29 protein-coding genes are annotated in these 25,951 nt (G+C 67.9%); 15 read left to right on the top strand and 14 right to left on the bottom strand.

The annotated features are described in order from the left end of the window. Nucleotides 1–137 precede the first annotated feature (137 nt). Together EV645_RS24570 and EV645_RS24565 are read right to left on the bottom strand one after the other, a co-directional pair. The gene (locus tag EV645_RS24570) at nucleotides 138–1,097 is read right to left on the bottom strand and encodes an RDD family protein (protein WP_198681819.1); all 960 of its coding nucleotides are present in this window, start codon (nucleotides 1,095–1,097) and stop codon (nucleotides 138–140) included. A 61-nt stretch (nucleotides 1,098–1,158) separates the two neighbouring features. Then, nucleotides 1,159–1,590 carry a TlpA family protein disulfide reductase gene (locus EV645_RS24565; protein ID WP_130446286.1) on the bottom strand — a complete coding sequence of 144 codons (432 nt, stop codon included), beginning with the start codon at nucleotides 1,588–1,590 and terminating at the stop codon, nucleotides 1,159–1,161. Nucleotides 1,591–1,695: 105 nt separating this feature from the next. On the opposite strand from EV645_RS24565, the gene arfB reads away from it, so the two are divergent. Next, nucleotides 1,696–2,121: an alternative ribosome rescue aminoacyl-tRNA hydrolase ArfB gene (arfB, locus tag EV645_RS24560; protein ID WP_130446285.1), complete on the top strand. Its 426-nt coding sequence runs from the start codon at nucleotides 1,696–1,698 to the stop codon at nucleotides 2,119–2,121. A gap of 112 nt (nucleotides 2,122–2,233) precedes the next feature. On the opposite strand, the gene EV645_RS24555 is transcribed toward arfB, so the two are convergent. Further along, nucleotides 2,234–2,503: a hypothetical protein gene (locus EV645_RS24555; protein ID WP_198681818.1), complete on the bottom strand. Its 270-nt coding sequence runs from the start codon at nucleotides 2,501–2,503 to the stop codon at nucleotides 2,234–2,236. Nucleotides 2,504–2,546: 43 nt separating this feature from the next. Then, nucleotides 2,547–2,786, bottom strand: coding sequence for a MoaD/ThiS family protein (locus tag EV645_RS24550; protein ID WP_130446284.1), 240 nt, complete (start codon nucleotides 2,784–2,786; stop codon nucleotides 2,547–2,549). Between the two features lie 161 nt (nucleotides 2,787–2,947). On the opposite strand from EV645_RS24550, the gene EV645_RS24545 reads away from it, so the two are divergent. Continuing rightward, nucleotides 2,948–3,655: a response regulator transcription factor gene (locus tag EV645_RS24545; protein WP_130446283.1), complete on the top strand. Its 708-nt coding sequence runs from the start codon at nucleotides 2,948–2,950 to the stop codon at nucleotides 3,653–3,655. Between the two features lie 14 nt (nucleotides 3,656–3,669). On the opposite strand, the gene EV645_RS24540 is transcribed toward EV645_RS24545, so the two are convergent. Together EV645_RS24540 and EV645_RS24535 are read right to left on the bottom strand one after the other, a co-directional pair. Continuing rightward, nucleotides 3,670–3,987, bottom strand: coding sequence for a hypothetical protein (locus EV645_RS24540; RefSeq protein WP_130446282.1), 318 nt, complete (start codon nucleotides 3,985–3,987; stop codon nucleotides 3,670–3,672). A gap of 109 nt (nucleotides 3,988–4,096) precedes the next feature. Beyond that, a complete protein-coding gene (locus EV645_RS24535) occupies nucleotides 4,097–5,911 on the bottom strand; it encodes a bifunctional metallophosphatase/5'-nucleotidase (protein WP_130446281.1) in 1,815 nt (604 codons plus the stop codon). A gap of 107 nt (nucleotides 5,912–6,018) precedes the next feature. Here EV645_RS24535 and mshD point away from each other — a divergent pair, with 107 nt between their 5' ends. Beyond that, the gene (mshD, locus tag EV645_RS24530) at nucleotides 6,019–6,927 is read left to right on the top strand and encodes a mycothiol synthase (RefSeq protein WP_198681817.1); all 909 of its coding nucleotides are present in this window, start codon (nucleotides 6,019–6,021) and stop codon (nucleotides 6,925–6,927) included. A gap of 216 nt (nucleotides 6,928–7,143) precedes the next feature. On the opposite strand, the gene EV645_RS24525 is transcribed toward mshD, so the two are convergent. Further along, nucleotides 7,144–8,199 (bottom strand): alpha/beta hydrolase, encoded by a 1,056-nt coding sequence (locus tag EV645_RS24525; protein WP_242000624.1) that lies wholly within the window; start codon nucleotides 8,197–8,199, stop codon nucleotides 7,144–7,146. A 117-nt stretch (nucleotides 8,200–8,316) separates the two neighbouring features. On the opposite strand from EV645_RS24525, the gene EV645_RS24520 reads away from it, so the two are divergent. The 7 genes from EV645_RS24520 to pstB all read left to right on the top strand — a co-directional run bounded on the left by EV645_RS24520 (nucleotide 8,317) and on the right by pstB (nucleotide 16,573). Continuing rightward, a complete protein-coding gene (locus EV645_RS24520; RefSeq protein ID WP_130446279.1) occupies nucleotides 8,317–10,476 on the top strand; it encodes an RNA degradosome polyphosphate kinase in 2,160 nt (719 codons plus the stop codon). A gap of 30 nt (nucleotides 10,477–10,506) precedes the next feature. Continuing rightward, a complete protein-coding gene (locus EV645_RS24515; protein WP_130446278.1) occupies nucleotides 10,507–11,385 on the top strand; it encodes an NUDIX hydrolase in 879 nt (292 codons plus the stop codon). A 137-nt stretch (nucleotides 11,386–11,522) separates the two neighbouring features. Beyond that, the gene (locus EV645_RS24510; RefSeq protein WP_130446277.1) at nucleotides 11,523–11,996 is read left to right on the top strand and encodes a bifunctional nuclease family protein; all 474 of its coding nucleotides are present in this window, start codon (nucleotides 11,523–11,525) and stop codon (nucleotides 11,994–11,996) included. 401 nt (nucleotides 11,997–12,397) lie between these two features. Beyond that, the gene (pstS, locus tag EV645_RS24505) at nucleotides 12,398–13,510 is read left to right on the top strand and encodes a phosphate ABC transporter substrate-binding protein PstS (protein WP_130446276.1); all 1,113 of its coding nucleotides are present in this window, start codon (nucleotides 12,398–12,400) and stop codon (nucleotides 13,508–13,510) included. 358 nt (nucleotides 13,511–13,868) lie between these two features. After that, nucleotides 13,869–14,858: a phosphate ABC transporter permease subunit PstC gene (pstC, locus tag EV645_RS24500; RefSeq protein WP_422386642.1), complete on the top strand. Its 990-nt coding sequence runs from the start codon at nucleotides 13,869–13,871 to the stop codon at nucleotides 14,856–14,858. Beyond that, nucleotides 14,855–15,775 (top strand): phosphate ABC transporter permease PstA, encoded by a 921-nt coding sequence (pstA, locus tag EV645_RS24495; protein WP_130446275.1) that lies wholly within the window; start codon nucleotides 14,855–14,857, stop codon nucleotides 15,773–15,775. The genes pstC and pstA overlap by 4 nt, the downstream gene beginning before the upstream one ends. Before the next feature lie 21 nt (nucleotides 15,776–15,796). Then, entirely contained in the window at nucleotides 15,797–16,573 is a 777-nt protein-coding gene (gene pstB, locus EV645_RS24490; RefSeq protein ID WP_130446274.1) for a phosphate ABC transporter ATP-binding protein PstB, read from the top strand. Between the two features lie 64 nt (nucleotides 16,574–16,637). Here pstB and EV645_RS24485 read toward each other — a convergent pair whose 3' ends face one another. Then, entirely contained in the window at nucleotides 16,638–17,198 is a 561-nt protein-coding gene (locus EV645_RS24485) for a hypothetical protein (RefSeq protein ID WP_198681815.1), read from the bottom strand. A 105-nt stretch (nucleotides 17,199–17,303) separates the two neighbouring features. Between EV645_RS24485 and EV645_RS42340 the strand changes: the two genes are divergently transcribed. Then, the gene (locus EV645_RS42340; RefSeq protein WP_198681814.1) at nucleotides 17,304–17,936 is read left to right on the top strand and encodes a hypothetical protein; all 633 of its coding nucleotides are present in this window, start codon (nucleotides 17,304–17,306) and stop codon (nucleotides 17,934–17,936) included. 49 nt (nucleotides 17,937–17,985) lie between these two features. On the opposite strand, the gene EV645_RS24475 is transcribed toward EV645_RS42340, so the two are convergent. Then, nucleotides 17,986–18,426, bottom strand: a complete 441-nt coding sequence (locus EV645_RS24475) for a DUF2752 domain-containing protein (RefSeq protein WP_242000622.1) — start codon at nucleotides 18,424–18,426, stop codon at nucleotides 17,986–17,988. 106 nt (nucleotides 18,427–18,532) lie between these two features. Here EV645_RS24475 and EV645_RS24470 point away from each other — a divergent pair, with 106 nt between their 5' ends. Together EV645_RS24470 and EV645_RS24465 are read left to right on the top strand one after the other, a co-directional pair. Further along, nucleotides 18,533–19,246, top strand: a complete 714-nt coding sequence (locus EV645_RS24470) for an RDD family protein (protein WP_130446272.1) — start codon at nucleotides 18,533–18,535, stop codon at nucleotides 19,244–19,246. 6 nt (nucleotides 19,247–19,252) lie between these two features. Next, entirely contained in the window at nucleotides 19,253–19,798 is a 546-nt protein-coding gene (locus EV645_RS24465) for an RDD family protein (protein WP_130446271.1), read from the top strand. A gap of 2 nt (nucleotides 19,799–19,800) precedes the next feature. On the opposite strand, the gene EV645_RS24460 is transcribed toward EV645_RS24465, so the two are convergent. The 3 genes from EV645_RS24460 to thiC form a co-directional block, all read right to left on the bottom strand. Beyond that, complete coding sequence (locus EV645_RS24460; protein WP_130446270.1) at nucleotides 19,801–20,355, bottom strand: hypothetical protein; 555 nt, start codon at nucleotides 20,353–20,355, stop codon at nucleotides 19,801–19,803. Then, nucleotides 20,352–20,951 (bottom strand): helix-turn-helix domain-containing protein, encoded by a 600-nt coding sequence (locus tag EV645_RS24455; RefSeq protein ID WP_130446269.1) that lies wholly within the window; start codon nucleotides 20,949–20,951, stop codon nucleotides 20,352–20,354. The genes EV645_RS24460 and EV645_RS24455 overlap by 4 nt, the downstream gene beginning before the upstream one ends. A gap of 137 nt (nucleotides 20,952–21,088) precedes the next feature. Further along, complete coding sequence (gene thiC, locus EV645_RS24450; protein ID WP_130446268.1) at nucleotides 21,089–22,711, bottom strand: phosphomethylpyrimidine synthase ThiC; 1,623 nt, start codon at nucleotides 22,709–22,711, stop codon at nucleotides 21,089–21,091. 248 nt (nucleotides 22,712–22,959) lie between these two features. Here thiC and EV645_RS24445 point away from each other — a divergent pair, with 248 nt between their 5' ends. Then, nucleotides 22,960–23,706 (top strand): lysophospholipid acyltransferase family protein, encoded by a 747-nt coding sequence (locus tag EV645_RS24445; protein ID WP_130446267.1) that lies wholly within the window; start codon nucleotides 22,960–22,962, stop codon nucleotides 23,704–23,706. Between the two features lie 135 nt (nucleotides 23,707–23,841). Continuing rightward, nucleotides 23,842–24,366 (top strand): hypothetical protein, encoded by a 525-nt coding sequence (locus EV645_RS24440; protein ID WP_198681813.1) that lies wholly within the window; start codon nucleotides 23,842–23,844, stop codon nucleotides 24,364–24,366. Between the two features lie 63 nt (nucleotides 24,367–24,429). On the opposite strand, the gene EV645_RS24435 is transcribed toward EV645_RS24440, so the two are convergent. Then, the gene (locus EV645_RS24435) at nucleotides 24,430–24,663 is read right to left on the bottom strand and encodes a hypothetical protein (protein WP_130446266.1); all 234 of its coding nucleotides are present in this window, start codon (nucleotides 24,661–24,663) and stop codon (nucleotides 24,430–24,432) included. 13 nt (nucleotides 24,664–24,676) lie between these two features. Next, on the bottom strand, nucleotides 24,677–25,873 hold the full coding sequence (locus EV645_RS24430) for an inorganic phosphate transporter (RefSeq protein ID WP_130446557.1): 1,197 nt from the start codon (nucleotides 25,871–25,873) through the stop codon (nucleotides 24,677–24,679). Nucleotides 25,874–25,951 lie beyond the last annotated feature (78 nt).

Below are 25,951 nucleotides of genomic sequence, written 5' to 3'. Positions count from 1 at the left end.
ATGAGCGCACCCGGCAGTTGTCCACTGCCCTGCGCTTCGTCAGCCATGTCGTGTAAACCACGGATCGAGCGTACGGAACCCGGCCGGGCCTGCCGACCGTGGTCCCATTACATGAGACAACTGATCACATAGTGATATCAGACACGGACGACGTTCGTTGCCGCTACCTTGTCGTGCAGCGCCTGCTTCTTGTCGTCCCAGAGCGGCCAGAGGTAGTTGATCAGCGCGATGAAGCCGGCCAGCGTGCCGACCAGCGGAATGAGGCCGAGGACGCTGAGCCCCATCTCGAAGCCGTACCGCTTCGCCACCGCCGCACCGGGCGGGTTGCCGGGGACCTCGCGCAGCCGGACCGCGATCCCGAGCGCCATCTTGCCCGGGGTGGCGCCCTTCTTGGTCAGGAACAGGTACTCATAGGCGAACGACACCACGAGACCGATCAGGACCGCCGGGATCATCCACTTGTAGACCTCGGGCGGCAATGTGGTGGTGGTCGTCGGGGTGCCGGCCTCGGCTGCGTCCATCGTGGACTTGAAGTAGTCCCAGAGGACCTGTGAGTACTGGTAGTAGAAGTAGCCGGTCAGCGGCAGCCCGATGATGCCGACGATGATCGAGTCGATGATGCGCGCGAACACCCGCCGCCACCAGCCCGAGAGCAGCTGACCGTCCGGAGTGGTGTGCGGACGCTTGCCCGGGTAGCCATAGCCCTGCTGCTGCGGGTGCCCATAACCCTGCTGCTGCCCGTACTGCGGTTGCTGGCCGTACTGCGGCTGCTGGCCGTACTGCTGGCCGAACTGCGGCTGCTGCGGTCCGGCGTACTGCCCGTACTGCCCGTACTGCTGCTGCTGAGGCTGCTGCGGCGGGGCGTACTGGCCGTACTGCGGTTGGGCCGGACGGGTCGGCTCACTCGGAGCAGCGCCACCGCCGTACACCTGGCCGTGCTGAGCGGCCTGGCCGTACTCCGGTCCGGTGCCGAACTGCCCCTCGTACGGCGGTGGGCCCTGCTGCGCGCGGCGCTGATCGGTCCAGGTGCTGCCGTCCCAGTACCGCTGCTGGGTCGGGTCCGCGGGGTCGTCGTACCAACCGGATGGAGAGCTCACCTGGAGAGTCTTGCTTACGCGCAGGTGCAAGCGCCATTCGGTGGCACGTACCGGACGGTGGTCAGCTCGCCTGGCGGTCGATCGCGGTCGCCAGCGCGGCGATCACGTCGGGCTTGCGGGGTGCTCCGCTGGCGCGCTTCACCACGGCTCCGGTGCTGTCCAGCACCAGCGTGGTCGGCGTACGCAGGATGTCGAGCCGGCGTACGAGCTCGAGGTGGGACTCCGCGTCCAGCTCGACGTGACGAACTCCGTCGACCATGCCTTCGACCTCGGCCAGCGTCCGCCGGGTGGCCCGGCATGGCGCACAGAACGCCGACGAGAACTGCAGCAGGGTCGCCCGCTCCCCGAGCTCCCCACCGACCTCCGCGGCCGTCACCCGCTCCACGTCGTCCTCGCTCTTCCCACGAAACCGCCCGTCAACCCAAGCCTTGAGCGCACTGAGCACCACGCCGGCGGCCACAGCCCCGACCAGCACCCACACACCAAGACTCACAGTTACCCAAGGTACGACCCCTCATCCACCTTTCAACCACCCGTTCCACCCACTGAGAACGCAACGGCCGCGCGTTCACCTGCGGATTCTGACTTAATTGGGCTCGTGGAGATTGGGTTGGTGGTGCGGGCCGGGGTGGTGATTCCTGAGGGGGAGCTGGCGTGGCGGTTCTCGCGGTCGGGTGGGCCGGGCGGACAGTCGGTGAACACCACGGACAGCCGGGTCGAGTTGAGCTTCGACGTGGCGGGTACGTCGGCGTTGAGCGACGTGCTGAAGGCGCGGGCGCTCGAGCGGCTGCAGTCGCGGTTGGTGGACGGGGTCGTGACGATCGCGGCCTCGGAGTACAAGTCGCAGTGGCGTAACCGGGAGGCTGCGCGGGAGCGGCTGGTCGCGCTGATGCGTGAAGCGATCGCACCGCCGCCCCGGAAGAGGCGGCCCACCAAGCCGAGTAAAGCGTCGGTACGTCGGCGCTTGGACGACAAGAAGCGCCGCGGCCAGACCAAGCGCCTGCGCGGTCGCCCGGACGACTGAGGGCCCTCTGGCTGGTTACGCTTCCGGCGTGCAGGAAACGGGGAGCGGGGGGTCGGAACAAGAAGAGCCGGAAGAGCTCCCGGAGTTCCAGGATCTGAAGGTGCGCGGGCGCTCATTGCGGACGTGGTCGATCAGCGGCAGGAACTTGTACGCCGCGTAGAACGCCAGGAACGGGAGCAGCGAGCGCATCGAGCGGCTTGTGCTCGTTGCCAGGCTCCACGCCGTCCGGCGCAAGGATGCCTTCGGCAACGGCCCGCCGATGGAAGGGCAGCTCACCACGCAGTACCAGAAACATGGCGACGTACAGGCGCGGCCAGGCCTTGCCGAACAGGACCCCCGCCCGCCCCACCGTAGTGAGTAGCGTCCCCGACTCCATCGCCACGCGGCGAATCTACCTCTCGGGAAGCTCTTCCCGGCCGGGTTGGTCAGCCGCCTGCGAAGGGTGGCAGCGCGTCGACCAGGGCGCCGTGCTGCAGCGGCGTGGCCGGGTCTGCACGCTCACCGTCCAGGAGGAAGGTGCAGATCGACAGGACCCGCGCCAGCTCGGGCCGGTCGGTCGAAACGGTGCTGACCAGGTCGCGGATCGAGCCCGCCTCGGCGGTCGCCGAAGACTCCCCTGCGGCTGAACGCGCGGCAGCGAAGTACCTGATGGTGACTTCCGGCATCTGGTCGGCGCCTCACTAATCGGTTAAGTCTTCGGCTATTATGTCAGCTTGCTGTTATGCCCAGTGTGTCTGAGGCCCCCGGCAACGACGCCGTCGGGGCCTGACGTGCACGAGGACCGGATCGCACCCCCAGGATCCGATGATCAGCACGAGGAGACAGCGTGAGCACGTTGCTTCTGCTGACGAACGCGCTGCAGGCCTCCACCGAGGTCCTGCCCTCGCTCGCCTTGCTCCCGCACCAGATCCGGATCCTGCCGCCCGAGGTCGCCGCGCTGATCGACGCGCCCGACGCGGACGCGGTGCTGCTTGACGCCCGCCGCGACCTGGTCGCCGTTCGGAGCGCCTCCCGGCTGATCCGCACCACCGGCATCGACGTACCGCTCATCCTGGTCGTCACCGAGGGCGGTCTGACCGCCGTCAACGCCGACTGGGGCGCGGACGACGTACTGCTCGACACCGCCGGGCCGGCCGAGATCGAGGCGCGGTTGCGACTCGTCATCGGACGTCTCGCCGCGACGCGGAACGATGAGCCCGAGTCCACGCTGATCCGCAGCGGCGACGTCGTGATCGACGAGGCGTCGTACACCGCGAAGCTCAATGGGCGGGCGCTCGACCTGACGTACAAAGAGTTCGAGCTGTTCAAGTTCCTGGCGCAGCACCCGGGCCGCGTGTTCACCCGCGAGCAGCTGCTCCAGGAGGTCTGGGGCTACGACTACTTCGGCGGCACCCGGACCGTCGACGTCCACGTACGCCGCCTGCGCGCGAAGCTCGGCCCCGAGCACGAGTCGCTCATCGGCACCGTGCGGAACGTCGGCTACCGCTTCGTCGTACCGCCGACCAACCGTGAGCCTGCCGAGGCGAAGGCCTGAGCTCGGCTCAGTCCTCAGAAGAAGAACTTCAGCAGCGTAAAAGCGAGCCCGGCCAACGCGCACAGCGCCGCCTTCCAGGACCCCACGCCCTGCCGGAACCCCGCCACGAACGTCCCCACCGTGACCGGCACCAGCATCACCAGCAACGTGACGCCGGCCGCGTGTACGCCGACGTGCGATTGCAGCGTCAGCAACCAGCCGACGACGAACGCGAAAGCCAGTCCGAGCCAGCTGCCGGTCCGGACCGATCCGTCACCTGCATCACCGCTGCGGTGCCCACGATGCGACGCGCGAGGGGCCCGTCGATGTGAGGTCGGAGCAACGTGCGCCATTCACTCACCTTCCGTAAGTGCCTGAGCACGCAAGGTACCAGGAAGGTCGGTGAGGACGAAAAACCGGTACGCCGCGCAGGGTGCGCGACGTACCGGCTCTCGGCGCGGCTCAGGAACCGATGGAGATCCGGTCGGTGGCGACCGGGGTGTACGGGTCGTGCGCGGTCAGGTAGCTGGCGAACGCGTCGATGTCGAGGCCGCCGAACACCTTGTTCGTCGCGGTGGTGAAGGCCGGGAAGCCGTCGCCGCCGTCGGACAGGAAGTTGTTCGTGACGATGCGGTACGACGTACCGTCCACCAGCGGCTGCCCGCCGATCTTGATCGAGCCGGCCACGATCTTCGAGCCCGCCGCGGCCGCCGGGTTCCAGGTGTAGGTGATGCCCGCGACCTGGAGGACCTTGAACTTCGGCGCATCCGGACCGTTCACCCCGGAGAACTGCTGCTCGAGCAGCGTCTTGATCTGCGCCCCGGTCATGTCCATCGAGACCAGGAAGTTGTTGAACGGCTGCACGGTGAACGCCTGCCCGAACGTGACCGCACCGCCGGTCGACGCCAGATCCGCACGGATACCGCCCGGGTTCATGAACGCTGCGACCGGTGCCTTCCCGCCGGACACCACCGACGGGTCCGCCAGCTGTGCGTCGGCGATCAGGTTGCCCAGCGGGGATTCGAGCGAGTCGTCGTTCGTCCGCACCACCGACGGGGTGGTGATGTGGCCGATGACCTTGGTCTCGATCGGCGCGACCAGTGTCTTGTACTTCGCGATCAGCTCGGCCGTCTTACGGTCCTGCACCACGTCCTGGGTGACGATCTGGTTGTTCGCCAGCGTGTTCACCCGGTCGACGTCGCCGGTCGCGTTGTCGATGCTCAGCCGGACGTCGGTGACGAGCCGGCCGAACGACGACGCGCTGGTGACGAGCCGCGGCTTACCGGCCTTGTCCGTCAAGGAGCAGTTGTACGCCGTGTGGGTGTGGCCGGAGATGATCGCGTCGATCTCCGGGTCCAGGCCGGCGTTGATGTCGACGATCGGGCCGGAGATGCCCGGGCAGCTGTTGTACGCCTTCGGGTCGGCCGGGAAACCGCCCTCGTGCAGCAGCACGACGATCGACTTCACGCCCTTCTTCTTCAGCACCGGGACCAGGGCGTTCGCGGTCTCGACCTCGTCCTTGAAGGTCAGCCCGTCGACGCCGGACTTGGTGACGATGTTCGGGGTGTTCTCCAGCGTCATGCCGATGAAGCCGACCTTCTGGCCGTCCGCGAACGTCTTGATCGTGTACGGCGCGAACAGGGTCTTCTGGGTGTTGGTGAAGAACACGTTCGCCGACAGGTACTTGAACTTGGCGCCGGTGAACGGGTGCTTCGGGTCCGGGCAGGAGTTCTGGTTGTTCTGCCCGTCTCCGTCGGGCAGGCAGCCGCCGGTCTGCATCCGGAGCAGTTCGTGCCAGCCCTCGTCGAACTCGTGGTTGCCCACCGAAGCAGCCTCGAGTCCCATTCCGTTCAGCGCTTCGATCGTCGGCTCGTCGTGGAACGCGGCCGACAGCAGCGGCGAGGCGCCGATCAGGTCACCGGCAGCGACCGTGACCGAGTCCTGGCCCTTCGCCTTCGCGGCGGCCCGCAGGTCCTTCAGGTACGTCGCGAGGTACGCCGCGCCGCCCGCCGGGATCCCGTTGATGTTGCCGCCCGAACCCGTCGCCGGCTCCAGGTTGCCGTGGAAGTCGTTGATCGCGAGCAGCTGGATCTGGGTGTGGGTCGGCTTCGGCTTCTTCGCCTGTACGGCGGACTGCGACTCCTGCCCCGTCGTACCGGCGGCCTGGCTCACGGATCCCCCCGCGGCCAAGGCGAGCACAACGGCCGTCCCGGCGGCGAGCAGTCCGACCGCCCGCCGTCCCCCCGGCCGCGCTTTGTCTCGTCCTGTCAGCGCCATGTCTACTCCGTTGTCTTGGTTGGTGGGTTCGCTGAAGTTACCTGAGCAGCAAACCCTCTTTCCAGAACCTGAGAATGAACTCAGCTGAACTCTTTTACTGTGTTCCGGTGACCCTCGAAGCCGTACCCTCACCGTTGCCCTCGGCCACCGCCGCCGCCGTCACGGAACTCGCTCGCGCCGCAGCACACAGCGACGGCGTGAACCCGCTGTCCGAACGCACCCTCCTCCACCTCGACGGCGAACATTCCGGCGACGTCCACGTCCTCGCGTACGAAGGCGAACCGGGCACCATCGAGGTCACCGGCCTGCAAAGCGCCCGCAACCTCGTGGGGTACGCCGCCCTGTCCCCCGACGGCTCCGCCGAACTCGTCGTCGCCCCTTCGGCCCGTCGGCGGGGCTTCGGTACGGCGCTCCTGCGCATGCTGCTCGACCATGGCGGTTCCCGCACTCGCGTTTGGGCCCACGGACGTCTACCTGGCTCGGACCAGCTGGCCCGGCGGCTCGGCCTTGAGGTAACCCGAGAGCTCTACTTCCTCCGCCGTACCAGGGCTTCGCTGCCCGAACCGGTGTGGCCGGACGGGATCGCCGTACGAACGTTTGTCCCCGGGCAGGACGACGCCGCCTGGCTAGCGGTCAACGCGGCGGCCTTCGCCGACCACCCGGAGCAGGGCAGCTGGACCGCGGAGGACCTGACGGAGCGAATCCAGCAGCCGTGGTTCGACCCCAACGGCTTCTTCCTGGCCGTCGACTCGACGACTGGCGCCCTGGCCGGCTTCCACTGGACGAAGGTCGAGGACGGCATAGGCGAGGTCTATGTAGTAGGTGTCTCCCCTAGCCACCAAGGCTCCGGCCTGGGCAAAGCCCTTACCCTCCAGGGCCTCCACCACCTACAGGACGACCGAAACCTCGACTCCATCGTCCTCTACGTAGACGGCACCAACACCGCAGCCCGATCCCTCTACACCTCCCTCGCCTTCACCACAGCCGCCCTGGACGTCCAATACGCCCCCGCCTGACCCCGGCGCGCCTCCGCCTGACAGTCCTGTGAACGACCTCACACCGAAGTCGTCCCCTCACTTCGCGTCATAACCCCCCGCCCCCACCCGTCCCACCACCAGCCAGGAGCCGTCCGAGCCTCTAACCCCCCAGCCGGGCGGCTCCTGGCCCCTCACCGCGTTATCCACGCGAAGCCGTTCCCGTCCTCGTCGACCCAGGCCGCTGAGCAATCAGCCTTAGTGCAGGGCTGATCTGAGGTGGTTGGTCAGGTGGGTTTGGGCTTGGGGGATTTTGCCGGGGACGGTTAGGAGGTTGGCGTAGCCGTGGCAGAGGGTGGGGTGGGGGATGTGGGTGATCGGGTTGCCGGCGGCGCGTAAGGCTTGGGCGTATTCGAGGCCTTCGTCGCGGAGGGGGTCGAAGCCGGCGGTGGTGAGGTAGGTGGGTGGGAGGCCGGTGAGGTCGTCGGCGCGGATGGGGGAGACGATCGGGTCGGGGCGGATGGTGGGGTCGGGGGTGTAGTGGTCGCGGTACCAGATGATGTCGTTCTCGCTGAGGATGAAGCCCTCGGAGAAGAGGTCTCGGCTGGGGCGGCGGGCTACCAGGTCGACGGCCGGATAGAGGAGCACCTGGAGGGCGGGGTGCGGGAGGCCTCGGCGTACGGTCTGCTGGGTTACTACGGCGGCCAGGTTGCCGCCGGCGCTGTCGCCGCCGACCGCGACCAGGGCTGGATCGACGCCCAGGTCGTCGGCGTGTTCGACGGCCCAGGTGAAGGCGGCGATCGCGTCCTCGGCAGCGGTCGGTGCGGGGGCTTCGGGGGCGAGGCGGTAGTCGACGGAGAGGACGCGGATCCCGGCGTCGGCGGCGATCGCGCGGCAGAGGCCGTCGTGGGTGTCGAGGTCGCCGACGACCCAGCCGCCGCCATGGAAGAACACCAGCAGACCCCGGCCGGCATCGCGCGGGATGTACAGGCGGGCGCCCAACTGGCCATCGGCGCCGCGGACGGTCAGGTCGGTTACTCGTTGTAGTTCGGCGGGTGTGCCCTGGATCAGTTTGCAGAGGTTGCGGAAGCGGGCGCGGGCGGTGGCCGCGTCGGTCTTGGTTGTGCGAGGCAACAGGTTGTCGACCCGGAGGAGCAGCTGGAGGTCGGGGTCGAGGAGGTTGCCGTCGATCTGGATCGGTGCGCCCGCCAGGCGGCGCCGGACGGCCGCGGGCAGGGCGTACAGCGGGGTCAGGGAGTTGGCCTGCAAACCGGTCACCGTGTCACGCAGTACCGAATCCAGTCGTGAGTTCACAAGGAGTGACGCTAGCAACAGCCGGCCCCAGAAGCGGTCCGCAGGCAACGAACGGGCCACGAAAACGTCACATCTGCCAACTCGCGGACGGCTACCCCTTGTTCACCAAAGGATGCGATGCTTGACGGCGTGGCTGGAGACTTGCTGGCATCCCACAACCGGGAGTACGACGTCGAGCCGCCGTACGACATCAGTGCGGCCGGCGATCTTCCAGTTGACCGGTTCTCCGATCGGGAGCTGAGCTGGCTCGCGTTCAACCAGCGCGTCCTGGAGCTCGCCGAGAACGATCGGATCCCGCTGCTGGAGCGGGCCAAGTTCCTCGCGATCTTCGCCAGCAACCTGGACGAGTTCTACATGGTCCGGGTTGCCGGTCTGAAGCGTCGTATCGCGGCCGGCGTCGCGGTGCGGGCGGCCAGTGGTCTGCTCCCCCGCGAGGTCCTCGACCGCAGCCTGGCCAGGAGCCGCGAGCTGATGGACCGCCAGGCCGAGTCCTGGCGCAAGTCGGTCCAGCCGGCGCTGGTCGACCAGGGCATCGAGATCCTCCGCTGGGACGAGCTGCAGCACACCGAGCGCGAGGACATGACCCGCTTCTTCCGCGACCGCGTGTTCCCGGTGCTGACGCCGCTGGCGGTCGACCCGTCGCACCCGTTCCCGTACATCTCCGGCCTGAGCCTCAACCTGGCGGTCGTGGTCCGCAACCCCGATACCGGCGGCGAGCACTTCGCCCGGGTCAAGGTGCCGCCGCTGCTGCCGCGGTTCGTGAAGGTCGCCGAGGGCCGGTTCGTACCGCTCGAGGACGTCATCGCGACCCACCTGGGCCAGCTGTTCCCGGGTATGGAGGTTACCCAGCACCACACCTTCCGGGTGACCCGCAACGAGGACCTCGAGGTCGAAGAGGACGACGCGGAGAACCTGCTGGCCGCGCTCGAGAAGGAGCTGCTGCGCCGCCGGTTCGGTCCGCCGGTCCGGCTCGAGGTCGAGGAGTCGATCGACCCGCAGGTGCGCGCGCTGCTGCTGTCCGAGCTGGGCGTCACCGAGTCCGAGGTGTTCGAGCTCCCCGGCCCGCTGGACCTGCGCGGTCTGTTCACGATCGCCAGCCTTGACCGGGCCGAGCTGAAGTACCCCGGGTTCGTGCCGTCGACGCATCCGCACCTGGCTGAGGTGGAGACCGCTAACCCGGCCGACATGTTCCACGCGCTGAAGCAGCGCGACGTGCTGGTCCACCACCCGTACGACTCGTTCTCGACGAGCGTCCAGCGCTTCATCGAGCAGGCAGCCGCCGATCCGCACGTGCTGGCGATCAAGCAGACCCTGTACCGGACAAGCGGTGACTCGCCGATCGTCGACGCACTGATCGACGCGGCCGAGGCGGGCAAGCAGGTCCTGGTGCTGGTGGAGATCCAGGCGCGCTTCGACGAGCAGGCCAACATCAAGTGGGCCCGTCAGCTGGAGCACGCCGGATGTCATGTCGTGTACGGCGTGATCGGCCTGAAGACGCACTGCAAGCTGTCGATGGTCGTCCGCGACGAGCCCGACGGCCTGCGCCGCTACGCGCACATCGGGACCGGCAACTACCACCCGAAGACCGCCCGGCTGTACGAGGACCTCGGCCTGCTCACCAGCGACAAGGTGGTCACCGAGGACGTCGCGCTGCTCTTCAACCACCTGTCCGGCTTCGGCCGCAGCGCCGGGTACCGGCGGATCCTGGTCGCGCCCCAGTCGGTACGGCGGGGGCTTGTCGAGCGGATCGACCGCGAGGTGCAGCATCACCTGGCCGGCCGCCCCGCGCGGATCCGCTACAAGGTGAACAGCCTGGTCGACGAGGCCCTGTGCGACGCGCTCTACCGGGCGTCACAGGCCGGCGTACCCGTCGACCTGTGGATCCGGGGCATCTGCACGCTGCGTCCCGGCGTACCGGGTCTGTCGGAGAACATCCGCGTCCGCAGCATCCTGGGCCGGTTCCTCGAGCACAGCCGAGTGTTCCTGTTCGAGAACGGCGGCGAGCCGGAGGTGTGGATCGGCTCGGCCGACCTGATGCACCGCAACCTGGACCGCCGGGTCGAGGTGCTCGTGCAGCTGAAGGAGCCGGACCACGTCATCGAGCTGGGCGAGATGTTCGACCTGGCGATGGATGACACCACCGGCTCCTGGTGGCTGCAGGCGGACGACACCTGGCAGCCGCAGCTGAACGGACCGGACGGGCAGCCGCTGCGCGACCTGCAGGAACGCCTGATCGCGACACGCGGACGCCGCCGGGCGATCGACCCCATCAGCTAGCCGACGGAGCACACTTCCTAAGGTGAAGGTATGAGCAACCCGGCGACTGTTATCGCCGCGGGTGGTGTCGTCTGGCGGGAGCGCCGCGACACCCGTGAGGTGCTGCTTGTGCACCGTCCCAGGTACGACGACTGGTCCCTGCCGAAGGGCAAGCTGACCGCACATGAGCACGTGCTGCTCGCAGCGCGCCGGGAGATCGAGGAAGAGACCGGAATCCAGGTCCTGCTCGGTCCACCGCTCGGCGTGCAACGGTACGCCGTCCGCAAGAACGGCGGGACCGCCGACAAGCTGGTCCACTACTGGTCCGCCGTACCGCTGAACGAGGGCGACTTCGAGCCGAACGACGAAGTCGACGAAATCAGCTGGCTCCCGGTCGACAAGGCCCGCAACAAGCTCAGCTACCCGCGTGACGTGGACATCCTGGACGCACTGGAGCCTGCGGTGCCCGTGGTGGCCACAGTGGTGGTGGTTCGGCACGCGGAGGCGGTGAAGCGCAAGGACTGGGACGGCAAGGACACGGCCCGCCCGCTGACCAGCAACGGTGAGGCGGTTGCGGAGCGGCTGGCCGACGTACTGGCTGCTCTGGGCGCCAACCGGATCATCAGCAGCGACGCGGAGCGCTGTGCCGCCACGGTGACGCCGTACGCCGCCTCTATCGACCGGCACATACACCTCTGGCCGGAGATCTCCGAGCGTGGGTACGACGCTGATCCGGACGGACTGCGCGGCCTGGCGGAGCGGGTGTGGCGACCGGGCAAGGTGACCGTCATCTGCTCGCACCGGCCGGTGCTGCCTGCGCTGTCCCGGGAGCTGGGGCTGAAGGTGGGCAAGTTCTCCACCGGGTCGTTCCTGGTCGCGCACCGGCTTGCTGACGGCCGGCTGGTGCATGAACGCTTCGGTCCGCCGTAGCTCTGCGACACGGCTCGGTGACGATCCAGGCACAGCCGACGGGGCGGCCGGGTGACACTAGAGGTGACGGGTATGTTCCTACCCGAGGAACCGGCGCCCCACCGGGTGCCGGTCTGAGGAGAGGTTCGGGGCGCACCATGACGATGATGCGAGAACTGACACTGATCGGGATCCGGATGGAATCGCCCAACCGGGCCCCGGTGATGATGCTGCGCGAGACCGAGGGCTACCGCTACCTGCCGATCTCGATCGGCTCGGTCGAAGCAACCGCGATCGCGTACGAGGAGCAGGGCCTGCGCCCCTCGCGGCCGCTCACCCACGACCTGATGCGCGACCTGATCGAGGCGTTCGGCGTACACATCGAGGCAGTCGAGATCGTCGAGCTGCGCGACGCCGTCTTCTACGCCGAACTCGTCCTTGCCAACGGCACCCGCGTGTCCGCCAGACCGAGCGACTCGGTTGCACTCGCAGTCCGCCTCGGTACGCCGATCCGCTGTACCGAACAGGTGCTCCGCGAAGCCGGCATCGCCACCCCCGAAGAGGAACAGGCCGAGCTCGAACGCTTCCGCCAGTTCCTGGACAGCGTCGCCCCGGAGGACTTCTCCAGCTGACCCCACCTCCGCCGTGCGCTGCGGTCGGCGGCCGGTTGCTAAAGGTAAGGCAACGATGTACGTCCGGGCTGCCGGGCGCGGCACGACCACGCAGTACCGTGTTGCCGTCCCGGGGATGAACGTATTACGGGCTGCCGATCCAGACGACGGGCAGTCGATCGTTCACGTTGACAGTGCGCTGAGCGTTACCGCAACGTGAGCCAACAGCCGTTTACATCGACAGAGTGTGACGGCTCTTAACTCAGTTCACCTAATGGCTGCCTGTCGGCATGCCAGGCGTCGCACACGCTACCGGAACCGTTCACCGCTCGTTCACCAGTGACGGACCGCTCGGTCACTTGCCCTCCCTACCGTCTGTGGAAGTTCAAGAAGTCTGATTCCCGCAGAAGGGCAACATTCTCGTGTCCGTCAATCGCCTGCTCCGCGTCGGCTCCGTCGCCGTGGCATCCCTCGGCGTCCTCGCTCTGAGCGCCTGTGGCAGTGACCCCGAGCCGTCCGGCTCCTCGAGCCCCGGTTCCTCGACGTCGTCCGCCGGTGCGGAATGCCCGCAGGGCACTCTGAACGCTGAGGGATCCTCGGCCCAGAAGAACGCCATCGACGAGGTCATCAGCAAGTACAACGAGAAGTGCGCCGACGTCACGGTGAACTACAACCCGACCGGTTCCGGTGCGGGCGTCAAGCAGTTCAACGCGAACCAGGTCGACTTCGCCGGCTCCGACTCGGCCCTGAAGCCCGACGAGATGACCGCCGCCACCAAGCGCTGCGGTGGCAACCCGGCCATCGACCTGCCGATGGTGATCGGCCCGGTCGCGATCGCGATCAACGTCGACGGCGTCGACAAGTTCGTCCTCGACGGCCCGACCGCCGCGAAGATCTTCCAGGGCACCATCAAGACCTGGAACGACCCGGCCATCGCCAAGCTGAACCCGGGTGTCACCTTCCCGTCGGCTCCGATCTCGGTCTTCTTCCGTTCGGACGAGTCCGGCACCACCGAGAACTTCACCAAGTACCTGAAGGCCTCGGGCGGTGGCGCCTGGACCGGTGAGCCGGCCAAGAAGTGGACCGGCACCGGCGCCGGCAAGGAGAAGTCCGCTGGTGTCGCCGAGGGCGTCAAGAGCACCAAGAACTCGATCACCTACGTCGAGTGGTCGTACGCGGTCGACAACAAGCTGACCATCGCGCAGATCGACAACGGCTCGGGCACCCCGATCGAGCTGACCGCCGACTCCGCCGGTAAGGCCCTGGCCGCCGCGCAGCCGGCCGGCACCGGGTCCGACCTGGCGCTGAAGCTGGACTACGCGACCAAGGCCGCGGGTGCGTACCCGATCATCCTGGTCACCTACGAGATCGCCTGCACCAAGGGCCTCCCGGCCGAGAAGACCGCGCTGGTGAAGAGCTTCCTGAGCTACTTCGTCAGCAAGGACGGCCAGGCTTCCCTGACCGACCTGAACTACGCGCCGCTCCCGGCCGAGATCCAGACGAAGGTCGACGCCGCCATCCAGGCGATCAGCTGACCTCGAAGCAGTAAGTGATGCGAGCCCCGGCGGTCCGATTGTTCATCGGAGGACGGCCGGGGCTCGCCTCGTCAGATCCAGACGTGACAGATTCACGACCCAGGCGCTTGGAGCACCATCGATGAGTAGTCCAGACGGCACGGCACCGCCCGACCGGCCGGACGGCACGGCCGCCGGACAGGAACAACCCACGATCGAAGATCTGGTCCACGAGGACGCGGGACCGACCCCGCGGTTCGAGGACCTGGCCGAGGAACACGCCGAACACGAAGCGGCGCAGCCCGCCGAAGTGATGACCGAGTCCGGCACCGAATCCGCGGCCGCGTCCACCGCCGTCCCGGCGGAGCCCGAGAAGAAGATGGACCTGGGCCCGGTCGGTCACCTCGGTGACCGCCTCTTCAGCGCCTTCGCCCGCGGCTCCGGCGGCCTGGTGGTCCTGATCGTCGCGTTCGTCGGCATCTTCCTGCTGGCGCTGGCGATCCCGTCGCTGGCCGACGACAAGAGCAGCTTCCTGTTCTCCCGGATCTGGGAGCCCGGCGGCGACCAGCCCCGGTTCGGCATCGCGGCGATGTTCTACACCACCGTGATCAGCTCGATCATCGCCATGCTGATCGCGGTCCCGATCGCGATCGGCGTCGCGCTGTTCATCACCTACTACTCCCCCAAGCGACTGGCCCAGCCGGTCGCGTACGCCGTCGACCTGCTGGCCGCGGTGCCGTCGATCATCTACGGCCTGTGGGGCATCATGTTCTTCGCCCCGATCCTGCTGCCGGTGATCAACGGCCTGTCCGACGTGCTCGGCTGGATCCCGCTGTTCGAGAAGCCGCCGGGCGACAACGTCGGCGTGGTCTTCACCGCGTCCGTCGTACTGGCGATCATGATCCTGCCGGTGGTCACCGCGATCAGCCGGGAGATCTTCGCGCAGACGCCGATCTCGCATCGTGAGGGCGCGCTGGCACTCGGCGCGACCAAGTGGGAGATGATCCGGATGTCGGTCCTGCCGTACGGGCGTTCCGGCGTGGTGAGCGCGTCGATGCTCGGCCTCGGCCGCGCGCTCGGCGAGACCGTCGCCGTACTGATCATCCTGTCGGTGCCGAACGGCAACGACCCGTGGAACTCGTCGATCTTCGCCGGCGGCGAGACGTTCGCGTCGAAGATCGCCAACAACGCCGCCGAGTTCGACTCGCCGGAGAAGACCGGCGCCTACATCGCGGCCGGCCTGGTCCTGTTCGTCGTCACGTTCCTGGTCAACTCCGCGGCCCGGATCATCGTCGACCGCAGCGCCCCCGGCGGTAAGCGCCCCCGCCGCAACCGCCGCGCCGGTGCAGCCCAAGGAGCATCGTCATGACCGCCATCACTGAGAACAAGCCGGCGTACGACGGTCAGGCGCTGGATCTGACCGGGAAGTCCGGAGCCCGCGCCTTCAAGAACACGCTGGCCACCGTGCTGATCGTGCTGGCCTTCCTGATCGCGATGATCCCGCTGCTGTGGATCCTCGGGACCGTGATCAGCAAGGGCTACCACCTGCTGCTGAACGCGGACTGGTGGAGCCAGTCGCAGCGCGGCATCACCGTCCGGCGGCAAGGCGGCGGCGCGTACCACGCGATCATGGGCACGCTGATCATGTCGCTGATCACCGCCCTGATCGCAGTGCCGATCGCCGTCCTCGGCGCGGTCTACCTGGTCGAGTACGGCAAGGGCACCAGGGCCGCCCGGGTGGTCAGCTTCATGATCGACATCCTCACAGGTGTCCCGTCGATCGTCGCCGCGCTGTTCATCTACGCGGTCTGGATCACGATCTTCGGCTTCAACCGGGTCGGCTTCGCGGTGTCGCTGTCCCTGGTGCTGCTGATGCTCCCGGTCGTACTGCGATCCACCGAGGAGATGCTCAAGCTCGTGCCGGACGAACTGCGCGAAGCGTCGTACGCGCTCGGGGTGCCGAAGTGGAAGACGATCATGAAGGTGGTCGTGCCGACCGCGTTCGGCGGCATCGTCACCGGCGTGATGCTCGGTCTGGCCCGCGTGATGGGTGAGACCGCGCCGCTGCTGATCCTGGTCGGCTACTCGAAGAACATCAACCTGAACCCGTTCAACGGATTCATGGGCGCGCTGCCGACGATGATCAACCAGGACCGGACCGAGCTGGCGCTGCAGCCGGCCGCGGACCGGGTCTGGGCGGCCGCGCTGACGCTGATCCTGCTGGTCCTTGTCCTCAACGTGCTGGCCCGGCTCGTCGCCCGGTTCAGCGCCATCAAGTCGAAATAGTCTGAGAGGTTCTGAGTCGATATGGCTAAGCGCATCGAGGTCAGCGGCCTCAACGTCTACTACGGCGATTTCAAGGCCGTCGAGGATGTGTCGATGACGGTCGAGCCCCGCTCGGTCACCGCGTTCATCGGCCCGTCCGGCTGCGGCAAGTCCACCTTCCTGCGGACCCTGAACCGGATGCACGAGGTGATCCCCGGCGCCCGGGTCGAGGGCAAGGTGATGCTGGACCAGCAGGACCTGTACGCCTCCGGCGTCGACCCGGTGGCAGTCCGCCGCGTGGTGGGCATGGTGTTCCAGCGGCCGAACCCGTTCCCGACGATGTCGATCTTCGACAACGTCGCGTCCGGCCTGAAGCTGAACGGCGTCAAGGACCGCAAGAAGCTGACCGAGGTGGTCGAGCGGTCCCTGCACGGCGCGAACCTGTGGAACGAGGTCAAGGACCGTCTCGACAAGCCCGGCGCGGGCCTGTCCGGCGGTCAGCAGCAGCGGCTCTGCATCGCCCGGGCGATCGCGGTCGAGCCCGAGGTGATCCTGATGGACGAGCCGTGCTCGGCCCTGGACCCGATCTCGACGCTGGCGATCGAGGACCTGATCGAGAAGCTGAAGGACCAGTTCACGGTCGTCATCGTCACGCACAACATGCAGCAGGCGGCCCGGGTCTCGGACCAGACCGCGTTCTTCAACCTGGCCGCGACCGGCAAGCCGGGCCGGCTGATCGAGATGGCCCCGACCAAGCAGATCTTCTCCAACCCGACGGAGAAGGCCACCGAGGACTACATCACCGGCCGCTTCGGCTGATCCGCCGTACGACGGTTTGCTGCCGGCCGCCGCGACGAGGTTCGTCGCGGCGGCCGTCGGAGTTTCAGACGCAGAGCGAACGGGCGAAGTTGACCCGGGCAAGCACGTCGGCCACCTGTTGCGGCGAAGTCACGCCGACGTGGGTGTTGTGTGTGCGGTTGCCGTTCTGCACGGTGATCTGGACGAAGCCGGTGGTCTTGCGTTCCTTGCAGAGCAGGAAAAGCAGGCCGAGCAGGCAGGCCAGCGCGAAGATGATCGCCAGCACGATCGCCCAGCCGGGGATCTTCTCCTCGGTCCGCGACATGTCCATCGCCGACCAGTTCGTCCCGTGGGTGGGCAGTACGCCGGCCGGCGTGACGATCCGCTGCTGCTCCACGGAGATGTCGCCGATCGTGACCAGCACCGGACCGGCGGGCAACGCGATCAGCGGCTGCTGGGGCTGCGGCGGCTGGTACGGGCCGCCGACCGGTGGCGGGAACGCGCCCGGCTGCATCCCGTACGGACCGGGCTGGGCTGGTGGGGCGGCCTCGAAAGTGGGCGGCGTCGGGTACTGCACCGGGAGATGGCGGTCGGGATCGCCGCCAGGGCCCTGCCCGGGCGCGGGTTCACGAGGGGTCTCAGTCACAGACGAGACCCTAAGGGTTCGAGGGACCGGTGTGGGGACGTGACCGCGAACCTGTGGAAAAGATAGCCTTCGGAGATTCCTCGACGTTCTCAGAAGGGAACCGCGGTGAGCACTCCGACGCCACCTCCCGGCGACGACCAGAACGACCAGAACCGGCCGCAGGACACTCCCGAGACCCCGGGTGAACAGCCGAGCCAGTACGGTCAGCCGAATCCGTACGGCCAGCCCCAGCAGCCGAGCCAGCCCGAGCAGCCGGGGCAGTACGGTCAGCCCCAGCCCGGCCAGTACGGTCAGCAGCAGCCGGGGCAGTACGGCCAGCCGCAGTACCCGGGCCAGCCGGGGCAGTACGGCCAGCAGCCTGGTCAATATGGACAGCAGCAGCCCGGCTACGGCCAGCAGCAACCGGGTCAGTACGGCCAGCAGCAGGGCGGTTACGGCCAGCAGCAGCCGGGTGCCTACGGTCAGCAGCCTGGCCAGTACGGCGCGTACGGGCAGGGCGGTTACGGGTACGGCGCCGGCGCCGTGCCGCAGAACAACACCCCGCAGACGCTGGCGATCATCGGCATCGTCTGCCTGGTGATCTGTACGCCGGCCTCGATCGTGCTGGGGCTGATTGCTCAGGGCAAGTTCCGTGAGCAGGGCCGCTCGGACACGCTGGCCAAGGTCGCCTGGATCGGCGGAGCCGCGCTGACCGGCCTCGGCCTGCTGTTCTACATCATCGGTCTCGCGTCCAACTGACCTGTTCTGTCGCGGGGCCTGCCCGGCCCCGCGGCAGAGTCGTTGCAGGTCAGTTCAGGTTGCGAGCGACGCCGTACACGACGAGCAGGGCGATGACGCCCTTGATCAGCCAGTCCGCGACCCGCGGGCTCATCGACAGCCGGGGCAGGCGGACCAGCCGCAGCGACTCGAGGCTCCAGGCAAGCACTTGGTAGCCGACGGCAACGCCGACGAGCGGGCCGAGCACCAGGATCACGGGGTTGAAGTGCCAGGCGGCGTCCAGATCGCCGCGGAGCAAGGCGGCCGCCATCCGGGTCGATCCGCAGAGCGGGCAGTTCAGACCGGTGGTGGCGTGCAGGATGCACGGTACGCCGATCCGGTCGCCGGACAGCTGGTACAGCCCGGCCAGCGCGAACCCGCCGACACCGACCGCGGACAGGCCCCACACCCGGCGGTCCAGCGGCTGGACCGGACCGGCAGGCCGGAGTACGACGCTCTGCGAGACGCTCACCGCACAAAGGTAACTCTCAACCGGTGGGATCCGTCCATGGGTCTGAGCCGTCGGACCCGTAGCCTGCATTTCACTCCTCACATTGTCTTCAGTAGAAGGGATCGTCGTGAGCAATCCGACGCCACCGCCGGGTTACGGCCCGCAAGACCCACAGCAGCCGGGCCAGTACGGCCAGCCCGGCCAGTACGGGCAGCCGGGTCAGTACGGGCAGCAGCCCGGCTACGGCGGCCAGCCGGGTTACGGTCAGCAGCCGGGGTACGGTCAGCAGCCCGGTCAGTACGGGCAGCAGCCTGGTTATCCCCAGCAGCCTGGGCAGTACGGTCAGCAGCCGGGTCAGTACGGTCAGCCTGGGCAGTACGGCCAGCAGCCGGGCTTCGGTCCGTACGGTCAGCCGGGGTTCGGGGGCGGGATCCCCGGCAACCTGGCGGCCTGGCCGAACCGGGTCGGCGCCTGGTTCGTCGACGCGCTGATCATCGGTGTGCCGAGCGGTATCGGCTCCGCGATCGCCGGTAACACCAACAACTCGGCACTCGCGATCATCGGCCTGATCTTCTACCTGGCCGGCATCGGTCTGGCGATCTGGAACATCCTGATCCGCCAGGGCGGCAGCGGTCAGACCGTCGGCAAGCAGGTCCTCGGCCTGAAGCTCGTCGGCGCCGACACCGGCCAGCCGATCGGCGTGGGCAAGACGTTCCTGCGTCAGCTGACCCACATCCTCGACGGCGCGGCCTGCTACATCGGCTACCTGTGGCCGCTGTGGGACGAGAAGCGGCAGACGTTCGCCGACAAGATCAACAACACCTACGTCATCAAGCTCTGACCTGACGTGAGCACCCCTCCCTCAGGGCCGTACGACGGTCAGTATCCGCCGCCTGGTCAGTGTCCTGCGCAGGGCTACAACCCTTACGGGCAAGGCTTTCCGGGCGGCGGGTACGGGTACGCGCCACCGGGCCGGCCGGCGGACTGGCCGATCCGGGTCGGTGCCTCACTGGTCGACACGCTGATCATGGCCATTCCGTCGATCGCCGGAGTGCTGGCCGCACTGGTCATCGACGGCGACCAGGAGGAGCTGGGGGCCGGCGGCGGGATCTCGATGATCGCCGGGTTCCTGGTGGCCTTCGGTGTCTGGGTATGGAACCGCATCGTCCAGCAGGGCCGCACCGGCCAGTCGTTCGGCAAGAAGGTGACTGGACTGCGAGTCGTGGACGCCCACACCGGTCAGCTGATCGGCGTGGGCAAGAACCTCGGTCGCGAGGTCTGCGCCCAGATCTTCAACCAGCTCTGCGTCCTCAACGTGCTCTGGCCGTTGTGGGACGACAAACAGCAGACCTGGCACGACAAGGTCGCCGGCGACATCGTCATCCGCGGCTGACGTCAGTGTGAACGCAGTAGACCAGCACAGGTCACCGCCCACAGCACGCTGGTGAAAGTGCCGATGATGAACCGCTCGGCGACGGCCTGCGGAGTCACCGAGGCAGGCTGGTCCGGACTGCGGAGCTCTGGGTACCGAGCGAGGCCTTTGATCGCCAGTACTACAGCGATGCCTTCCGGCCAGCCCGCCACCAGTGACGCGTAGATCGCAGTCCGCTCGAGGGAGCCGATCAGCGCGCCTCCACGCAGTACCTCGCCGGCCTTCTGGGTCGACTGGGCCCTGGTGTTGTTCCGGTCGACCAGGGCGAGCACAGAGGTTGTCAGTGGCCCGCCACCCGTCACTGCTAACCCTCCGGCGAGCAGGAGCAGCACGTTCCACCAGCGCTCGGCCCAGTCGGCCACTCCGTGGCCCGAGAGCAGCAGAACGCCGACAGCGGCCAGACAGGCGAGCATGACGCCGCTGATCGCGATCTCGAGGTTGGAACCGGACCTGGGCACCCAGGCGAGCACAGCGAGGATCAATCCGGCAGCGGTCAACGACAGAACCAGTGCCGTCACGCAGCGACTCCAGCACCGAGCAGGTCCGCGGCCAGCACCCGTCCGCGCTGCTCCTCGGCGAATCCCGCCGCCTGCGCACGTTGGGTCACCGCTGACTGGCTGATGCCGAGTTTCACGCCGATCTCCCGCCTGGTGAGTCCTTCAGCCAACAGGTCCGCCACTGCCCATCCACGCTCGCTCCGGCGCCGCAGTACCGACGCCATCAGCCACAACACCGTCTCCACCTGCTCCGCGACCCGCGAGTCCGCACCGACCACGTTCACATGGTGCGGGCTCGACTTGGCCCGTGTCACCGCCTCGCGAGCGAAGACGAACGCGTCACCGCTACCTGCTCTGGTACTGCGGGGCAGCGGCTCGGTCACCTCGCCGACACCCAAGCCGACGTACCAGGAGTCCGCGCGCAGCAGCTCGACGATCACGTCGACGGTGGGCCGGGCCTCGGAGAGCACGCCCTGCACCTCGTCGCCGGCGGTCCGCTCGAACCTGCGCAGCAGGCCGGCCCGGCGCGGGCGGCGGTTCAGGGAGTTCAGCAGCTCGGGTACGAGATCGCTCGTGCTTCGGCTGCCACGCTGATCTACCGTGAGAACGAAGACCATCGCCCTGCACCTCCTTCTGAACGGCTTAAGGCTACAGTCTTATTCACGTAGAGTGAAGGACAAAACCTGAATCGCTTCACCCGATTACTCCCCGTGTCCGGCCCGGGAGGACGGTGAACCGGGCCGGACCAGGGCTCTCAGTCAGCCAGCGGCAGGTACAACTTCTGGTCGGACGCCTTGAACGTCTCCGACATCTCGGCGAAGCCGGCCTCGATCGCCTCCGTCGACGTGAGGCCGTGCTCCTCGGCGTACGCGCGGATGTCGGCGGTGATCCGCATCGAGCAGAACTTCGGCCCGCACATCGAGCAGAAGTGGGCGGTCTTCGCGGGCTCGGCCGGCAAGGTCTCGTCGTGGAACGAGCGGGCCGTGTCCGGGTCCAGCGACAGGTTGAACTGGTCCTCCCAGCGGAACTCGAACCTTGCCTTGGACAACGTGTCGTCCCAGGCCTGCGCACCGGGATGCCCCTTGGCCAGATCCGCCGCGTGGGCAGCGATCTTGTATGTGATCACGCCGGTCTTCACGTCGTCACGGTCCGGCAGCCCGAGGTGTTCCTTGGGCGTGACGTAGCAGAGCATCGCCGTTCCCAGCCAGCCGATCTGGGCGGCGCCGATCGCCGACGTGATGTGGTCGTACGCCGGCGCCACATCAGTTGCCAACGGCCCCAATGTGTAGAACGGCGCCTCGCCGCACAGCTCCTCCTCGAGCCGCACGTTCTCGGCAATCTTGTGCATCGGCACGTGTCCCGGGCCCTCGATCATCACCTGTACGTCGTGCTCCCAGGCGAGCTGGGTCAGCTCGCCCAGCGTCCGCAGTTCCGCGAACTGCGCGGCGTCGTTCGCGTCCGCGATGCAACCCGGCCGCAGCCCGTCCCCCAGCGAGAACGTCACGTCGTACTCCCGCAGAATCGCGCACAACTCCGCGAAATGCGTGTACAGGAACGATTCCTGGTGATGCGCGAGGCACCACGCCGCCATGATCGATCCGCCTCGCGACACGATCCCGGTGATGCGCCGCGCGGTCAGCGGCACATACCGCAGCAGTACGCCGGCGTGCACGGTCATGTAGTCCACACCCTGCTCGCACTGCTCGATCACCGTGTCGCGGTACACCTCCCACGACAGCGCGGCCGGATCGCCGTTCACCTTCTCCAGCGCCTGGTACAGCGGCACCGTCCCGATCGGCACCGGCGAGTTCCGCAGGATCCACTCCCGCGTCTCGTGGATGTTCTTCCCGGTGGACAGGTCCATCACCGTGTCCGCGCCCCACCGGGTCGCCCAGACGAGCTTCTCGACCTCTTCCTCGACCGAGCTGGTGACCGCGGAGTTGCCGATGTTCGCGTTCACCTTCACCAGGAACTTCTTGCCGATGATCATCGGCTCGCTCTCCGGATGCCGCCGGTTCCCCGGTATCACCGCCCGCCCACGCGCCACCTCGGCACGGACGAACTCCGGATCGACGCCCTCCCGGATGGCGACGTACCTCATCTCCTCGGTGATCGTCCCGGCTCGCGCGTGTCCGAGCTGGGTCAGGTCCGAGCGCCCGGCGATCCACTCCCGCCGCAACGCCGGCAGCCCTGCCTGTACGTCGATCCGCGCCGACGCGTCGGTGTACGGACCGGACGTGTCGTACAGGTCGAAGTGTTCGCCGTCGGTCAGATGTACGCGGCGAGCCGGTACGCCGAGCTCCCCGCGATAGATCTTCTCCGAGCCCGAGATCGGGCCCGTGGTGACGGCCGGACGGATCGTGCTGACATTCACCATGCTGGTGCTCCCTACGCCGGAATTACCCGGACAGGTTCGGCGGTCGGCGGCGCCGGCCAGGTTCGATTCCTGGTCCAGCCGCCCTCTCAGCCCACTACGGTGCGAGCTCCCGCGATCTCAAGTTGTCACGACCACCCTAGGGCATGGCTGATGGTTCCGCGCCGTAGCGAGGAGGTGCCGTGCCGAGTGCCGCGCAGTAGGCGGGGAACCATCAGCCATGCCCTGAACGAAGCCTGTAGCGTCTAGGGATGCGAGACCTCGTGTACCCGCCCGTCATCGCCTTCGCGCGGACCTCGTTCAAGGTCCTGGATCTGAAGCTCCACATCACCGGTGCGGAGAACGTGCCGCGGACCGGCGGCGCGCTGATCGCCCTCAACCACATCAGCTACGTCGACTTCATCCTCGGCGGGTACGGCGCGCTGCCGAGCAAGCGACTGGTCCGCTTCATGGCCAAGGAGGTGCTGTTCCGCAACCGGTACTCCGGTCCGCTGATGCGCGGGATGCACCACATCCCGGTCGACCGGGAGGCGGGCGCGGCGTCGTACCAGCAGGCGCTGGAGTACCTGGCCGCGGGCGAGGTGGTCGGCGTGTTCCCGGAGGCCACGATCAGCCGCTCCTTCGAGCTGAAGGAGTTCAAGTCCGGCACGGTCCGGATGGCTGCCGAAGCCGGCGTACCGATCATCCCGATGATCCTGTGGGGCACGCAGCGGATGTTCACCAAGGACCAGCCACGGGACTTCTCCCGGCACCGTCCGATCTCGATCACCATCGGCGCACCGATCACGGTGACACCGGACGACGACGCGGGCGAGGCGACCGCACAGCTGCGATCCACGATGGCCGGAATGCTCGACGAGACCATCCGCGCGTACCCCGAGCAGCCCGCCGGCGCCTGGTGGCTGCCCGCGGCGTACGGCGGCAGCGCGCCGACCCCGGCCGAGGCCGAGCGACTGGACCAGGAGGAGCTCGCCCGCCGAGCCGCCAAACGTCGTTAAGACGGCGGACAGGACCTTGACCCTCGGGGCGGAACGAGGGTACTAAGGCTTTCGTTGAAAGAACAGGAACCTGGGGGGTCCCTGTGCGGCGGGCCGGCGTCGGTGGCCCGCGGACACGAGCGGGCGGGGAAGGTTTTGTTCGATTCACCCGAAGAGCTGCATCTGTTCGACCCGGGCGCGATGACTCCGGCGCCGCATGTAGCCGAGCACATCCCGGACGCCGGTGCGTTCTTCGTCGACTGGGCGATCCGCGGGTTGAACCAGGATCGCGCCCGCGAGATCGAGTCCGCCGTGAACGGCCGGCGCAACCAGAACGGCTGGTTCCCGCTCGAGACGCTGGACAGCATCGGTAGCAGGGGCTTCTGGCGCGGCCCGCTGACCTATCTGGCCCGGATGACGGCCGACGACCCCAGGATCCTGCAGGAGTGGGCCTGTGACGGCCTGCGGGACGAGCAGGTGGGCCGCATCGAGGCGACAGTGGACCACCTGCTGCATCAGCAGGGCCACGCCGCCGCGGCGACGTGGGCGGTCGCAGTACGACCGCGGACGTACCTCGACGCGGAGGTGCTGGGCGACCGGCTGCTGGCCGCGTGGGAGTACAACCTCGGCTCGATCCGGGCCAAGGACGTGGCCAAGTCGGTCCGGCGCTGGAACCGCTGAGCTACAACCACTGAGAAGACGCACGACGGGCAGCCCTCGAGCGGACCGACCGTCATACCTGCGTCAGTGGAACTGCGGAATCATCAGGTAGAGCCCGTAGAGCACCGCCGCCACACAGGCGGCGAAGCAGAGCGCTGCCACCGAACTGTCCACGACCGACGGCGGCTTCTTCTCCTCGATCGCCGCCGCCCGCCGTGATATCGCGGTCACACCGAATGCGAACAGGATCGGCAGCCCGGCCCCGAAGAGCACGCTGACCAGAGCGACATGACTCAGTGCGTTCCAGTTGATGTGCATCGCCGTACTCCTCTCAGGCGGCCGCGGCCGGGTCGGCTGGCGTGGCCGGCGTGGCCGGGTCGGCTGGCGTGGCCGGCGTGGCCGGCGTGGCCGGCGTGGCGGGCGCGCGGCTCGGGTACTCGTTGACGTTCTCCGCCGTCACCGGCTTGCGCCGGGAGGCGGCGTAGATGGCACCAGCGGCGGCGACCGCGACGACCGCGACAATGACGACTCCGGCGTTGCCCGAGTTGGCGACCTCACCGGACAGTGCGCCGACGACCGCGGCGGCCGGCAGCGTGAACAGCCAGCCCATCGCGATCCGCCCGGCGACCGACCAGCGCACCTGCGCGCGACGCCGGCCCAAGCCGGAGCCGAGGATGCTGCCGGAGCAGACCTGGGTGGTGGACAGCGGGAAGCCCAAGTGGGCCGAGGCGAGCAGAACCGAGGCCGAACTGGTCTCGGCGGCGAAGCCCTGCGGCGACTCGACCTCGGTCAGGCCCTTGCCCATCGTCCGGATGATCCGCCAGCCGCCGAAGTAGGTGCCCAGGGCGATCGCCAGGCCGGCCGAGATGATCACCCAGACCGGCGGCCCCGAACCCTTCGCGAGGCTGCCCGAGGTGATCAGCACCAGCGTGATGATGCCCATCGTCTTCTGCGCGTCGCCGGTGCCGTGGGCGAGCGAGACCATCGACGCGGACGCGATCTGACCGCTCCTGAACCCGTCGTGGACCGACGTCTTCCGAGCCCGCCTGGTGATCCTGTAGGCCAGGAAGGTGCCCAGCAGCGCGACCCCGCCAGCCACGACCGGCGCGGCGACCGCGGGGATGATGATCTTCTGCACCACGTTCTGGAAGTTCACCGCGTCGCGGCCGGCCGCGACCCAGGTGGCGCCGATCAGGCCGCCGAACAGGGCGTGCGACGAGGAGCTCGGCAGGCCGAAGTACCAGGTCACCACGTTCCACAGGATCGCGCCGACCAAGCCGCCGAAGATGATCGGCACGGTGATCTTCGAGTCGTCGACGAGGCCGCCCGAGATCGTCTTGGCCACCGCGGTGGAGATGAAGGCGCCGACCAGGTTGAGCACCGCGGACAGAGCGACCGCGACCTTGGGTCTGAGTGCACCGGTCGCGATGGACGTCGCCATCGCGTTGGCGGTGTCATGGAAGCCGTTGGTGAAGTCGAACACCAACGCGGTGATGATCACCACGACGACGAGGAACGACAGGTCCATCTCGATCAAACCCCCCACGATGTGCACCGTGGATCGACGGTAGGCCTGGTGGGTGAATTCGAAATGAACAACTGGCCC

The sequence above is a fragment of the Kribbella rubisoli genome, from assembly GCF_004217145.1.
In the GTDB taxonomy this organism is placed as follows: Bacteria; Actinomycetota; Actinomycetes; order Propionibacteriales; family Kribbellaceae; genus Kribbella; species Kribbella rubisoli.
Note: the sequence above shows the minus strand (reverse complement) of the source record. Positions and strands in the feature narration are given on the sequence as shown.

Bases quoted from the DNA above. Each gene is read 5' to 3' on its own strand.
- EV645_RS24550 (WP_130446284.1), bottom strand. From the start codon at position 2,786: ATGCCGGAAGTCACCATCAGGTACTTCGCTGCCGCGCGTTCAGCCGCA.
- EV645_RS24540 (WP_130446282.1), bottom strand. From the start codon at position 3,987: ATGGCGCACGTTGCTCCGACCTCACATCGACGGGCCCCTCGCGCGTCG.
- EV645_RS24535 (WP_130446281.1), bottom strand. From the start codon at position 5,911: ATGGCGCTGACAGGACGAGACAAAGCGCGGCCGGGGGGACGGCGGGCG.
- EV645_RS24520 (WP_130446279.1), top strand. From the start codon at position 8,317: ATGCTTGACGGCGTGGCTGGAGACTTGCTGGCATCCCACAACCGGGAG.
- EV645_RS24515 (WP_130446278.1), top strand. From the start codon at position 10,507: ATGAGCAACCCGGCGACTGTTATCGCCGCGGGTGGTGTCGTCTGGCGG.
- EV645_RS24510 (WP_130446277.1), top strand. From the start codon at position 11,523: ATGACGATGATGCGAGAACTGACACTGATCGGGATCCGGATGGAATCG.
- pstC (WP_422386642.1), top strand. From the start codon at position 13,869: ATGGACCTGGGCCCGGTCGGTCACCTCGGTGACCGCCTCTTCAGCGCC.
- pstA (WP_130446275.1), top strand. From the start codon at position 14,855: ATGACCGCCATCACTGAGAACAAGCCGGCGTACGACGGTCAGGCGCTG.
- pstB (WP_130446274.1), top strand. From the start codon at position 15,797: ATGGCTAAGCGCATCGAGGTCAGCGGCCTCAACGTCTACTACGGCGAT.
- EV645_RS24455 (WP_130446269.1), bottom strand. From the start codon at position 20,951: ATGGTCTTCGTTCTCACGGTAGATCAGCGTGGCAGCCGAAGCACGAGC.
- thiC (WP_130446268.1), bottom strand. From the start codon at position 22,711: ATGGTGAATGTCAGCACGATCCGTCCGGCCGTCACCACGGGCCCGATC.
- EV645_RS24445 (WP_130446267.1), top strand. From the start codon at position 22,960: ATGCGAGACCTCGTGTACCCGCCCGTCATCGCCTTCGCGCGGACCTCG.
- EV645_RS24435 (WP_130446266.1), bottom strand. From the start codon at position 24,663: ATGCACATCAACTGGAACGCACTGAGTCATGTCGCTCTGGTCAGCGTG.
- EV645_RS24430 (WP_130446557.1), bottom strand. From the start codon at position 25,873: ATGGACCTGTCGTTCCTCGTCGTCGTGGTGATCATCACCGCGTTGGTG.